This window comes from Microcoleus sp. N9_B4 (assembly GCF_036701635.1).
In the GTDB taxonomy this organism is placed as follows: Bacteria; Cyanobacteriota; Cyanobacteriia; order Cyanobacteriales; family Microcoleaceae; genus Microcoleus.
Genome location: NZ_JAUBRC010000014.1, coordinates 16,759 through 30,944 on the forward strand (window position 1 = coordinate 16,759; position 14,186 = coordinate 30,944).

Annotated in this window: 6 protein-coding genes; 1 reads left to right on the forward strand and 5 read right to left on the reverse strand. The window is 48.9% G+C overall.

Annotated features, from left to right (window positions below; all coding sequences use genetic code 11):
• Window positions 1–84: 84 nt before the first annotated feature.
• Both QUA43_RS11645 and QUA43_RS11650 read right to left on the reverse strand, forming a co-directional pair.
• On the reverse strand, window positions 85–1,497 hold the full coding sequence (locus tag QUA43_RS11645) for an ATP-binding cassette domain-containing protein (RefSeq protein WP_333373990.1): 1,413 nt from the start codon (window positions 1,495–1,497) through the stop codon (window positions 85–87).
• 239 nt (window positions 1,498–1,736) lie between these two features.
• Complete coding sequence (locus QUA43_RS11650; RefSeq protein ID WP_333373992.1) at window positions 1,737–4,289, reverse strand: DNA topoisomerase (ATP-hydrolyzing); 2,553 nt, start codon at window positions 4,287–4,289, stop codon at window positions 1,737–1,739.
• A gap of 1,499 nt (window positions 4,290–5,788) precedes the next feature.
• Here QUA43_RS11650 and QUA43_RS11655 point away from each other — a divergent pair.
• Window positions 5,789–6,184: a response regulator gene (locus QUA43_RS11655; RefSeq protein ID WP_006632892.1), complete on the forward strand. Its 396-nt coding sequence runs from the start codon at window positions 5,789–5,791 to the stop codon at window positions 6,182–6,184.
• Between the two features lie 311 nt (window positions 6,185–6,495).
• Here QUA43_RS11655 and QUA43_RS11660 read toward each other — a convergent pair whose 3' ends face one another.
• From QUA43_RS11660 to QUA43_RS11670, 3 genes are all read right to left on the reverse strand, one after another.
• Window positions 6,496–10,626 (reverse strand): DNA-directed RNA polymerase subunit beta'', encoded by a 4,131-nt coding sequence (locus QUA43_RS11660; RefSeq protein WP_333373994.1) that lies wholly within the window; start codon window positions 10,624–10,626, stop codon window positions 6,496–6,498.
• Window positions 10,627–11,079: 453 nt separating this feature from the next.
• Complete coding sequence (locus QUA43_RS11665; protein ID WP_333142354.1) at window positions 11,080–12,954, reverse strand: DNA-directed RNA polymerase subunit gamma; 1,875 nt, start codon at window positions 12,952–12,954, stop codon at window positions 11,080–11,082.
• Between the two features lie 84 nt (window positions 12,955–13,038).
• On the reverse strand, window positions 13,039–14,127 hold the full coding sequence (locus QUA43_RS11670) for an HNH endonuclease (RefSeq protein ID WP_333373996.1): 1,089 nt from the start codon (window positions 14,125–14,127) through the stop codon (window positions 13,039–13,041).
• Window positions 14,128–14,186 lie beyond the last annotated feature (59 nt).

Genomic DNA, 14,186 nt, shown 5'->3' on the forward strand with positions numbered 1-14,186 from the left:
TAAATAAATATAACAGTCACTTGAAAAAAGTGCAAGCTTGTGCACAGTGATATCGGTCACAACGGTCGATCGACCTTGAGGATTTTACCTAACAGGAAAAATAGCCAACTCTGTATCAGGATCGAACAAGTGAATCTTGTCATGGGCGATGGCCAACCAAAGCTCCTCGCCAACTCGGATCGATCGCTCAGGAGGAACCCGCACTTGCATCCGCACCGCCGGAGCATCCGTCAAACAAACCCCCAAATAAGTTTCGTGTCCCAAAGCCTCTACAATTTCCACTTGTACCGAAAGATTTTTGGTAGCCGGAGGGTTAATGCTCAGATGTTCCGGCCGAATGCCCAAAATTAGCCCTCGCCCGTCATATTGTTGTAGACTTTTTGCCCAAATATCGGGTAAAGTAAAGCGAAATTGCGGGTGAGAAATCAACAGCGGAGCACTAAATTCCACCGCCAAAAAATTCATCGGGGGAGAACCGATAAACTCAGCAACAAACAGATTAGCCGGCTTGTTGTAAAGCTCTAGAGGTTGAGCTACTTGCTGAATCTGGCCGACCTTCATAATAGCAATCCGATCGCCCATAGTCATCGCCTCAGTTTGGTCGTGAGTTACATAAATAGTTGTAGTTCCCAACTGTCGCTGCAACTGCACAATTTGCGATCGAGTTTCCGCCCTCAATTTCGCATCCAGATTCGATAACGGTTCGTCCATCAAAAAAACTTCAGGATTTCTAGCCATCGCCCTACCCAAAGCTACCCGCTGCTTTTGCCCTCCCGAAAGTTGTTTCGGCAAGCGATTTAAAAGAGATTCTATTTGCAATAATTCAGCTACCTCTCGCACTCGTTGTCCTACAGCCTTTTCCCGTTCCGACAAATAGCGCAAACCCGGCGGCAACTTGCGAGTCGCTCCTCCTAAAAAGTCCTCAAACACAGGATAATTTAGAGGATTTTTAAAAGAATTAGAACCTAAATAATTAATAACCTCTTCTACCTTATTCCTGATTTTCTCTCTCTTCAGGATGCTTCCTTCTTCTTGTATCTTCCCCCTTATCCCTTCTTCCTTCTTCCTTCTTCCTTCTTCCTTCTTCCTTCTTCCTTCTTCTTTCTCCCTTTCCGAGCGACGCAATCCAAAGGCGAGATTATCGTAAACTGTTAAGTGAGGATAGAGAGCATAATTTTGAAATACCATAGCGATATCTCGGTCTTTAGGAGGCAAATCGTTAACCAGCCGATCGCCAACCCAAATATTACCGGCCGTCAAAACTTCCAAGCCGGCGATCGATCGCAGCAAAGTGCTTTTTCCGCAGCCAGAAGGCCCCACCAGCACCATGAATTCCCCGTCTTCAACCGTCAGGTTAATGCGCCGCAAAACACTGTTAGACGAAGGGCGATCGGCTATAGGCGAGACATTTTCTGCGACGGTGTTTGCTTCTTTTTCCTGTTCTCCTTGGCGGAGCGGAAAACTTTTGTAGATATTTTCTAATACAACTTGCGCCATTAAACAATTTTAGATTTTATATTTTAGATTTTAGATTGGGCATGGGGCATTGGGCATGGGGCATGGGGCATTGGTAATTGAGATATTCAAGGAAGGAGGAAGTTCGGTAACGAGCAGTGTACAGGATTTAAATGATTTAACGGATGGATGTTGAAGTCAGAAGTCAGATTAATTCCCCAATGCCCCATGCCCCATGCCCAATGCCCCATGCCCCATGCCCCATGCCCCATGACTAATGACTATTGACTGCTGATAACTTTGATGATTCTTTCACCTGGATTGAGGTCAAAAACTCGATCGCCCGCAGCATCTTTCCCCCAAAAAGCTATAGCATCCATAGTCGATCGCAGCAGGCGACCAGAATTAGTAAAAAGTTTGACATCCGTACCCGGAACAGCCTGCAGCAAGCCAACTAAAGCATCTTTAGGCTCTGAGAAACGAAAAGCTTGAGTGCCAATTTCCCCCCGGTTAGTAAGTCTAACAGAACCTGCAGGCATTCGTTTTGCCCAACCCAACTCGGAAAATAGCACCAGACTGTCGTCCGGGTAGAGAGTGATGCAACCCACCAACTGTTCCTGCTTCCGCAACCTGGTTACTTGAGATCCCTGGGCCGCGCGGCCCATTGGTGGCAGTTGTTCATCATCGATCTCAAACCGGAGGACTCGGCCTCCTGAAGTTGCGATCGCCACTTGCTCGCCGACTTTACCCAGACTCGCACAGCGCAGCCGATCGTCCTCCTTGAGTTTAACAACAGTAACGCCACGATTAGTCAAATCAGCAAATTCCTGCATCGGCAAGCGCTTAATTTTCCCTTGCTGAGTCAGAGTTACTAAATCTGCCGCTTCCGAATTTTCCGGCAAAATAAAGTGTGCAACTGTGATTTCCGACAAAGCGCGACCGGCACTTTCTTTAGTAGCACTCGGCGACAACAAACTAACGATCGGCGTTCCCCGGTCTTTGGCGCTACTACTAGGAATATCGGCCACTTTCAGCGGGTAAGCTTTGCCGTTAGGAGTTAAGACGACCAAAGTGCGATCGGTTTTCGTCAGATTTGCCGTCACAATAAAATCTTCATTTTTTTCTAAAGCTGAAACCGATTTTTCGCGACTTTTCGAGCGTGGCTTTTCCCCTGTCGGCAAGCGTCGCACGTACTGCTTGTGCGAAAATTCAACAATAGTTTCCTCTGGCTCTAGAACGGGCAATAAGTTCGGCTGAATCGTTGCCGGCGACAACTGCTTCACCCCAGAATTTTTCTTACCAGCAAATTGTGATTCGGCGTTTGCTGCGCGTGCAGTTCCATTGGCGAATTTAGTGCGGCGGGGGTCAGCGTACTTGCGTTTTAGCGATCGAAATTCCTTCTTTAAAGCCTTCAAAAGTTCGCGCCTGTCGCTCAACAACCGCTGTAATTCTTGAATATTAGCCATCAACTCATCAAACTCAGACTGCAAATTTTGTCTTTCCAAACCAGTCAGCCTCCGCATAGGCATCGCCAAAATCGCATCAGCTTGACTTTCGCTCAAATTGAGGCGAACTTGCAAAGTTTGCTTAGCAGTAGAGCCGTCAGGAGAATTTCTCAGAATGTCGATCGCTGTATCGAGATTTGTCAAAGCCAACATTAAGCCTTGGACAATATGACAGCGGCGTTCTGCAGCTTGCAACTCGTAATTGTAGCGGCGGGTAAGAGTCACTTCCCGGAAATCCAGAAATTCCTGCAACAATTGTCTGAGCGTCAACTGTCGCGGTTGACCGTTGACAATTGCCAGCAAAATCGCCCCAAAATTTGTTTGTAGGTCAGTTTGTTGGTAAAGGCGAGCGAGAACCGCTTCTGGGGTAAATTCCCGCTTGAGTTCAATCACCACTCGAATGCCTTCGCGATCGCTCTCGTCACGCAAATCAGAAATACCGTCGAGGCGGCCAGCATTAACCAACTCCGCCACCTTTTCAATCCAAGCCGCCTTATTTACCTGAAACGGAAACTCCGTCACCACGATCGCCGTTTTAGTACGCACCTTGCGATTACCTGGCACCTCTTCCACCCCGGCCACACCCCTGACCGCAATGCTGCCTCGACCCTTAGTGTAGGCGTCAACAATGCCCTCTGTAGCGACAATTTCCCCTCCGGTTGGAAAATCCGGGCCCGGAATCAGTTCTATCAACTTCTCGTCGGATAGTTCCGGGTTTTCAATCAAAGCAATTAAACCGTCTACCACCTCTCCCAAATTGTGCGGCGGGATATTAGTTGCCATCCCCACAGCAATGCCCGTACAGCCGTTGAGTAACAGAAACGGCAACTGAGCAGGCAGCGCCGTCGGTTCCTGCTGCGAACTATCAAAGTTAGCAGTAAAATCAACAGTTGCATCGCCGACTTGGGTTAGCATAGCTTCGTGGGCGATCGGTGCTAGCCTCGTTTCCGTATAGCGCATAGCAGCCGCCGGATCATTGTCCACCGAACCGAAATTGCCGTGACCCGCCAGTAAAGGATAGCGGCTCGAAAACTCCTGAACCATGCGTACCAGAGCGTCGTAAACCGATTGGTCGCCGTGGGGGTGATATTTTCCCAAAACATCTCCAACTACCCGGGCGCACTTACGGTAAGGTCGGTCTGGCGTCAGACCCAGTTCGTGCATCGCATATAAAATTCGACGGTGAACTGGTTTTAAACCGTCGCGGACATCAGGCAAAGCTCGCCCGACGATCACACTCATGGCATATTCGAGGTACGATTGCTGCATCTCGGCGTGCAGAGGCGTAGAAATTACTTGCCCGGAAAGTAGGTTGAGTTGTTTAGCCATGAGTCCTTGTGTCCGTTAATTCCTGAGTGAAAACAGCCTCTGTCAATAATGCCGAGGTTTCCTGTCTCGATTGAAAAGCCTTTGCCGCAGGCGAACCGAAAGTTCGACCCAACCGCCCAGTTGAAGAATAAAAATAAACTTAACTTGTGAAAGCAGAATCAGAGTCCCGAAGACGGGCAACACTTGCCTCTTACTCTCCACTCTTACCCTAACCTCTATGTTGCCTTCATTTGCGCCTACCTGTCTATTTACCTTCTCACGGCAGAAGGTAAATAGACAGGAGAACACGGAATGCCAGAAACTCAGAACGTAGTGAGGCTGTAGCTCTTCCTAGGAAAGCGTCACGAGGGACTTGAGTCCCCGTCAATCCATGATAGAATTTAATTGCAATTAGGAATAACCATCTACACGAAGAAATATTCTATTCAGGAGAAACCCCAGATTGATCTCGTCTCGGTACAGCCGTAGCCTGGATCAAGCAGCAATGGTAGAAGATCGAGCTTACCGTATTTTGGCAAGCGTGATGGACTCCGAAACTATTAAAAAAGAAAAGTAAGCGGAATTGGAATACCTCTGGTACTGGTACTTGTTCTGATCGTGTAGAGGCGACTGGACTATGAGTGAAGTCCAGGTTTTGGGCTTATTCAACCATAGATCGTGGCCGTGACTCGCTGAGAGTGTCAAAAATGCCGATCTTGATGAATTCATCAGTAAAAAGCTCTCCTGGCGATATCTCCTAGTCTGACATCCGCTTGATGAACGGAAGCGTCGATATTTTAAGCCGTTTTGATGGGTTAAAACTGAGAATTAGGAATCTCCAAGAATCCCCGCCAATCCCCGCTAGATTCGCTACTCCGAATGCTGTGGCGACGGGAGTATGTGAATAAACATGGCTTGATTCTAATGAGAAGGAAGGAAAATAATTATCACACATTCCCGAATCTAATACCAGTTCAAAAAATAATGCAACTGTAGGCCTGTGCTCCAAACCAATATCCAGTCAATCAGTTCCCCATCTAAAATCTAAAATCTAAAATCTAAAATCTAAAATCTAAAATGGTAGAAGCCGAAGGCTTGACCGAAAGAGAGGATACTATAGTCCAGGACGCACGGGTAGTCAGAAACCTGTTTTTTCATAGCAATAGTTCGTTATAGCCCGCCGAAACGAGCAAAAACCGCGTTGCGAGGCGTCGTCCATGCGTCCAGGATTGTACTAGAAACCTGCTACCTGAGAATCTTGAGACTCTCACCAGTGCCAGGTCTAGTTATAAAAAACAACTAAACTGTCTGTGTGTAGTAGTCTAAATGATGGTACTGGATGCTTCTAGGCATCTGTAAACCCTCTCACAGCTAGTGGCTCAAGGATATACATACGGGTTTTGCAAGGTTCCCGGCTGACGGCGCTAAAAACTCTGCATTTTTGACGGGGAATGTAGTCCCCGTGTCGTGTTCCTCTTTGGACTAAAGTCACAAAGTTTCTATACTTCCCATATTTATTTATGAAAACCGTTCTGATTGTAGAGGACGATTTGGTTAATGCTCGGGTTTTTTCCAAAATTCTGACTAAGCGGGGGGGCTTAGCCGTGAAGCACACGGAAAATGTTGAAGAGGTGATGCAGATTGCTGCCAACGGCGAAGCTGATTTGATTTTAATGGATGTGTCTCTTTCGCGCAGCGTGTACCAGGGTAAATCTGTTGACGGGATTAAGATTACTCAACTGCTCAAAGCTGACCCGCAAACGGCTTCGCTGCCGATTATTTTGGTGACTGCTCACGCGATGGCTGGTGATAAAGAAACATTTCTGGATCAAAGCGGTGCCGACGGTTACATCTCTAAACCTGTGGTAGACCATCAAGAGTTTGTTAATCAAATCAAGGCTTTGCTGCCTGATTGAGTGAACCATATATGCAGAAGGAATAAGAAGGAAGAAGGAAAAAGGAAGAAGGAAGAAAGAATTGTTTGTTTAAACCAACAAACAATTAAAACTCTAGAATTACAAAGTTTGCTTAAACTCTGAATCTTCCTTCTTCCTTCTTCCTTTGGATGTCTCATCGCACAATGCTATGAGTTCGGACTGTTAATTAATGAGGAGAATTTGAGATTTTTCAAGTCATGAAATCGAAGTGTGCGGCGCCCGTGGAACCAAATTATCCTCGTGCCTCGCGCAACGCTGTTCACTCATTCATGCAATCTCAAAACACGAGATTAGTCTTCGTCCTCATCGAAGTCAAAACCGATATCATCATCATCGTCCACATCAGGTCCCAAGGCATCATCCTCAGTCTCAGCGACAAAATCGTCCTCATCCACCTCAACTTCCTCAAAATCCTCATCAGCCTCAAGATCAGACGGGCGTCCGATCTCAAAACCGCTCTCGATCGTATAAGCACGACGCGCCGATCGGTCATCAAGTACCACATCCTCTTGTAAATCGTGGATGTCGTCATCAAACACAGCACCATCAAAACCCGCATCCTGGACCCCAGCATCCTCATAGGCATTGAACCCAGTACCCGCAGGAATCAGGCGGCCGATAATCACATTTTCCTTCAGCCCCCGCAGCCAGTCAGACTTACCTTCGATCGCAGCCTCAGTCAACACCCGCGTCGTCTCCTGGAACGAAGCAGCGGAAATAAAGCTATCAGTATTCAGCGAAGCCTTAGTAATCCCCAGCAACACCGGAGTATAATCCGCCGGCGCTCCACCAGTAATTGACATCGCCTCATTCACCTGCTCAACCTGCCGCAATTCTACCAACTCGCCGGGGAGCATAGTAGTATCGCCACCATCTTCCATCCTGACTTTGTTGGTCATCTGGCGGACAATCACCTCGATGTGCTTATCAGAAATATCCACGCCCTGAGACTGATAAACCGACTGCACCTCATTCACCAAAAACGTCTGCACCTGTTGGAAACTCTCCAAGGCAGCCTCAAAAGTAGACTGTCGCTCCTTAAGTACGTGGAAGAACACCTCCAGAATTTCGTGAGGGTTAGCGGGCCCGTCGGTCAAAGCTTCGGCGACGCCGACGCGCTGTCCGTCGGAAACGATCGGGTTTTGACCGGGCAACAAAGGATACTCCTCAATCCGGCCATCATCCTCAATCACCGCAAGTTCCACAACATCGTCATCCGTAACCACGCGAGCCGTCCCCGGCCGCTTGGCTAAAATACAAGCTTCCTTCGGCTTCCGCCCTTCAAGAAGTTCCTCAATCCGTGGCAAACCTTGAATGATATCCCCAGTCTTGGCCCGCTCAAACACCAGAATCACTAAATTGTCACCCCGCTGCACCAAGTCGCCGTCGTCTACGTGCAGCACCGCACCGGCAGAAACCCGGTAAGGACGAGCCACCCTGAGCAAGAGTTTCGCCGGTTCTGTCTCAGACGCCGGTACAACCTTCACAACTTGGCCGGACTCTTCGAGAACAACCCCCGGAGCTATTTCGGTACCAGCCACCAGCAGTTGACCGGGACTCACATCCGGGGTACCCGCCACGCTTATCGAAATAGAATCCGCATCTCGCATCACCAACAGTCGGCGCACTGGTTCTAAGAGCCCCTCACGGATGCCTCGAACAATACCCGCTTCTTTGCAGAGAATCTCCGTGCGGGCGACTACTGCCCCAGGTGCGATCGACTGCCCATCCTCCACCAACAGCCGCGTGTGAGTGCTGCCCTGAGTGGGGTCAGCAGATACATCCCGCCGAATCACTAGCGATTCCAATATCACTAACTGCAAGCGGAAAGTCTTGGAAGCTCGATCGCCCCCATCGGCCAGGGCCATCGCCAACTCTTGCGACGCACTAACGTCTTCAGGCGAACTCCAAGCCGGGCCCGAACCGTCCGCCCCAAAAGCCATAGCATCATCCTCATCCGGCAGCAGCTCGATATCCGCCGCCAGTTGCGGAGCTCCCGAACCAATTTCCAAAATAAGCTGAGTCCGCAGCAGTTCCAATCCCTCGACAGACTTGACGCGCTCCCCATCCTTATAAGGAAGTCGCTGCACCGCTTTCAAAGAGATCGACTCATTCAGCGCCGTTTGAGAAGGCACTGGTGGCTTGTCAGGCACCGGAAACTCAACCACAGGCCGCAGCAGCAAAGCCGGGCCTTCGGGAGTTTCGATATACTCTGCATAGCCCAACTCTTCGGCAATCAAGCCAGGGAAAATCTCTTGACCTGCGTTGACGATTTGACCTTCCCCAAATGTTAGCGGCGGGCGGTCAACTACATGGAGTGTGCCCGGTTTGATCACAATTTCCCGGAGGATGTCATTTTTCTGAGTGATTTCCACTGCCCCGCTGGTTTGGCAGAAAATATCCTTAACGACTTCTGTACCGGCCTCTACGTACTGGCCATCTTCGACCAGCAGTAGAGAAATATCCTTATTCACCTCGTGGCACTCTTCTGGTATCCAGAGCAGAGTCCCCCCCTTCACGACTTCGTAGCCAAGTTTAGCTTTGCCGCGCTTGTGGACTTCCACCCCGCCGTACTTGACAATGCCCCCTGTAGCTGTGCGGTAGCTGTCGTCGAGCAGTTCGGCGACGACTTCCCCGTTAATCACTTTGCTCCCAGGAGCCGTCTTCAGGGAAAACCGCTGCTTAGAAGATGTTTCGATCGTGTAGTGGTCGCGGCCGCCTGCACTTTCAGCCCGCACGACTGCTTGGTCGAGCAGGACTTGGGCGGTGATAATTTCGATTTCTCTGGGGTCAGCGATGCGGACTACGCCACCGTGTTCGGAGACGAGTTTAGTTTCGGCAATCACGCTTTCGGCCGGGATGCGATCGCCATTTTTCACGGCTGGTTCCGCGCCGGGGGGCAAGTTGTAGACTTCTCCTGAGAGAATCCAAATCAGCCCGCCTTTGCTGGCTGTGCGGGTGGTGTTCCCTTGGCGGTCGGTTTTTTCTTCTGGCACCAAATCAGCAAATTTGGCTTCTCCGGCTAAGTCGGAGGCTACGTCTGTAGTGACTTTTTCCGTAGTTTTGCGGGCGGCGCGACCGACGATCGGCACTTCTGCTAAAACTTGACCGGGAATGGCGCGCTGTCCGTCTTTGACCATCAAAGTAGAACCCTGGACGATCGCCAATTCGATTTTCAGTTTTTGATTTTTGGCGCCGGATTTCCCTTCTTCAAATCCGTCGCCCTCAAATACAAGTTTGCCGTTGTTTTCTGCCACCAGTGCTTCTTCGCCGTGTCTGGTGCGGAAGGAGCGAGTACGCAGGTTCTTGAATTTGACTACGCCGGGGAAGGGGGCGCGTTCTTGTTTGGCGACTTCTCCGGTGAATACGCCACCGGTGTGGAAGGTACGCATGGTGAGCTGGGTTCCCGGTTCCCCGATCGACTGAGCTGCAATAATCCCGATCGCTTCTCCCATGTCCACCATTTTCAAGTGGGCGAGACTCCAGCCATAGCAGTGCTGGCAAACCGATCGGGTAGATTCGCAAGTCAGGGGCGATCGTAAATACACCTCTCCCACCCCAGAATTACCAATTTCCCCCGCCAACTCCTCGGTAATTGGCTGATTTCGGACGGCTTTTTCGCTGCCGTAAGCCACGATTTCCCCGGTTTTGGGGTGCACCACATCTCTGGCAAACACGCGCCCTAGCAGCCTGTCTTTGAGGGGAATCAGCACTGTTGCTCCGTCCGTCATCGGCCGCACTCGAATTCCCCGCTGGGTGCCGCAGTCCACTTCCCGCACAATTACGTCTTGGGACACATCCACTAAGCGACGTGTAAGATAGCCAGAGTCTGCCGTCCGCAACGCTGTATCTACCAAGCCTTTGCGAGCGCCGTAAGAAGAGATGATGTATTCGGTGACGGTGAGTCCTTCGCGGAAGTTGGTTTTAATTGGTAAGTCGATGATTTCGCCTTGGGGGTCAGCCATCAATCCGCGCATTCCCACTAGCTGCCGCACTTGAGAAATGTTTCCCCGCGCCCCGGAGAATGCCATCATGTAGACCGAGTTTAGGGGGTCTGTGGCTCGGAAGTTTTTGACTACTTCGTCTTTGAGGTCTTCTGATGTGCTGTTCCAGGTATCGATTACTTTTTGAAAGCGTTCGACTTCGGTGATTTCGCCTCTGGTGTATTTTTGTTCGGTGATGCGGATTTCTTCTTCGGCTGCATCTAGGAGCGATCTTTTTGACGGGGGCACTTGCAAATCGTCTACGCTAATCGAAACTCCCGCTCGTGTCGCAAAGCGGAAACCCAAGTCTTTGAGTTTATCGGCCATTTGCGCTGTACGGGCCGTTCCGTAGTGCATGAATGACCAAGAAATTAATTTTTTGAGCTGACCTTTGTCAACAACTCGATTGCGAAAAACAATTTCGTTATTTTCTGTCATTTTTCTGAGGTAATGGTAATTGGTAATTGGTAACTTTTACTGCCGTTCGACTTCGGTTCCCCTGAGCGAAACCCAAGGGTTCAGGAACCGCGTAGCCGAAGTATTGGTAATTGGTAATTGGTAATTGGTAATTGGTAAGTAGATCGGTGGGAAAAAACACCAAGCATTTTGTAGGGGTGGGTTTAGCGTATAAGGAAGAGAGCTAAGCTAGGAGATGAATGCACTCACCTGCTCTTCCCATAAGAAAGTTTATTTTCACATACCTACTTAATTGGTAATTGGTAACTTTTACTGCCCTTCGACTTCGATCATGAACCGCGTAGCCGAAGTATGGGTAAGTAGTAATGGGTAATTTTTCCGGCTTCAATCACTATTATTTGTTAGCGATTCTTGGTCAGTTACTACCCATTACCTGTTACCTGTTACCTCTTACCTCTTACCCCTTACCGATTTCTAATTGTTAATTACCGATTCGATGGTTTGGTGATAGATAATCCTGCCCGGAGTAGTGCGAATGAATTGATTAATCACCTTGCCCTCTCCGTCTTCCCGAACCCGGCGGAACTTGTATTCTTTCGTCACTATACCGTCGGTAGAGCGTTCCACCTTCAGCGGTTCTCCTTCGGGTTCTGTATTTTCTATGGCGCCTTGAAACCTCACCCACACGTATGAGTGCAAGTCAACGACTCCTTGTTCGTAAGCTACAACCGCGTCGGTGAGGTTGGAGAAATAGTGACCGGCTCCTTTTTGAGCGTCAGGATTTTCGGCTGTCAAGTAATAGCAACCGAGCACCATATCTTGAGAAGGAGTAACGATCGGTCTTCCGGTTGCCGGCGACATAATGTTGTTAGAAGCCAGCATCAGCAAGCGTGCTTCCGCCTGAGATTCCAGAGACAAAGGCACGTGCACGGCCATTTGGTCGCCGTCAAAGTCAGCGTTAAAAGCCGGACAGACTAGCGGGTGAAGCTGAATTGCCCTCCCGTCAACCAAAATCGGCTCAAAGGCTTGAATCCCCAAACGGTGAAGCGTCGGCGCCCGGTTTAGCATTACCGGGTGTCCTTCAATCACCTCCTGAAGCACGTCCCAAACGCTGGGATCGTTGCGCTGGATCAGTTTTTTGGCAGCTTTGATGTTGTTGACCAATCCTTGGCGGATCAGGCGGTGGATGACGAAAGGCTGGAAAAGTTCGATCGCCATTTCCCTTGGCAAACCGCACTGATGAATTTTCAGTTTCGGCCCCACCACAATCACCGAACGCCCGGAGTAGTCAACCCGTTTCCCCAGCAAGTTTTGCCGGAAGCGACCTTGTTTCCCTTCAATGATGTCCGACAGCGACTTCAGCGGGCGGTTGTTTGCCCCCACCACTGTCCGGCCCCGGCGACCGTTGTCAATCAGCGCATCCACAGCTTCTTGCAGCATCCGCTTTTCGTTGCGGATGATAATCTCCGGCGCCAGAATTTCTTGCAGTCTCGCCAAGCGGTTATTGCGGTTGATGACTCTCCGATAGAGGTCGTTGAGGTCGCTCGTTGCAAAACGCCCGCCGTCTAACTGCACCATCGGCCGCAAGTCGGGGGGAATCACCGGAATCACATTGAGTACCATCCAATCTGGTTGAGAACCCGTAGCAATGAAGTTGTCAATTACCCGCAAGCGTTTAATTAACTTTGCCCGTTTTTGACCTTTGGCATTAGCAATATCTTCCCGCAACTTTTCCGCTTCACTTTCTAGCGGAATGTTTTGCAGCAAAACTTGCAAAGCTTCAGCACCTATACCTACTTCTACACCTGTGAGTGTGGAATCTTCGCTGTAAAGTTCGTCTTCTATTTCCAGCCAAGCATCTTCCGTGAGCAATTGCTTGTATTGCAGCTTCTCTGCATTACCTGCATTGAGGACAACGTAGGCATTAAAATAGACGATTTGTTCGACATCTCGCAGCGGCATATCTAACAGAATAGCCATGTAACTCGGGATGCCTTTGAGATACCAAACGTGAGCTACTGGAGCTGCTAATTTGATAAATCCCATCCGGTGACGGCGGACGCGAGATTCAGTAACTTCTACACCGCATCTTTCGCAAACAATGCCTCTATGGCGAACTCGTTTGTACTTCCCACAATGACATTCCCAATCTTTTGCAGGACCAAAAATGCGCTCGCAAAACAAGCCATCCATTTCAGGTTTCAAAGTCCTATAATTTATTGTTTCGGGCTTGGTCACTTCTCCAGTTATCTGACCGTTGGGTAAAGTCCTCTCTCCCCATTGTCGAATTCTTTCTGGTGAAGCTAACCCGATCTTGACGTAATCAAAGCGTTGTTCTATTTTAGCCATTCTTGACTCCAATTGATAATTTGCAGTAGATTATTTGTGGTGGTTTATCTTTTTTCTGTGCTTTTTTTACGGCTTAAATCAATCTTATACTCCTTTATATGTGATATTGTTTTTAATATCATAGATGACACTTGAGGATACTCTTAAGTCATCAGCTATTTTAGAGATTGATTCTCTATCTCTAATCCTTTTTCGTACCTCAAGAGCTTGCTCGAAAGTCAATTTCCGATCGAGATATCCACCCATGCGAGGAACTGGAATCTCTTGGCCTTCTTCCTTCCAAGTGACGTGATACCTAATATCATGTATGGTTTTGCGACCCACACCATATTCCTGAGCTACATCCTTCACTCTCTCTCCTGCAGCTAGTTTTTGCCGAATTTCTCGCACCTTTTCCCAGTCTAATTTTGCCTTGGAAAGGGGATGACTTTTGCCTTGAGTGCGTCCTTTCTTAGAAGCATCTAATGAATTTTGAGTGCGAGTACCACCCCAAAGGTGTTTTGGATTAATACAACTGGGATTGTCGCAGGTATGACAAGCATCTATCGAAGTCGGAATTTCACATCCTAATTTCTCAGCTAAAACAGCACGAGTAACTGATTTCGATTTCCCATTTTTCCAGTATCTGCCATAGCCTTGACCGTCCTTTGAGCCTTGAAAAATGATGCAGCCGTTGTCTTGAATTTCTCCTAAAAAACCGGGCGAAACTGTAGTGAAGTTATCGGGAATATTTGTCTGAAGTATCTTAGTAATAGTTTCATGTTGTACTCCATACTCTTTTGCTAGGTGGTTTTTGACTGTTCCAGATAAATATTTAGTCTGAATTTCCCGGAGTTGTTCGATCGACAATATGCCAATACCCGGAATACTTTTCCGTCTGGGAGTTTTGCGATCACGCCCAATCATCTGCCCGGTATTTTCAGCCGCAGTTCCCGCTACGAGATGTGCTGGGTTGATGCAGCTTCGATTGTCGCAGGTGTGGCAAGCAAAATAACCGGAACCAAGGAATCCTGCTATTTTTGATTCGAGGACTAATCGGTGGACTAATACCGTTTTGCCATTGAGCCACTTGCGCCCGTAACCGTTGCCAAACTTGCCCCCTTGCCAGTTAATACAGCCAGTCTTCTGGTCCAATTCTCCTTCTATTCCTGGGACAACTGTTACAATTGTCACGTCAGCGTCTCTCCTCTTAAGAGCGTTGATTCGCCTCAGCAGTGGTACAAACACTGTTG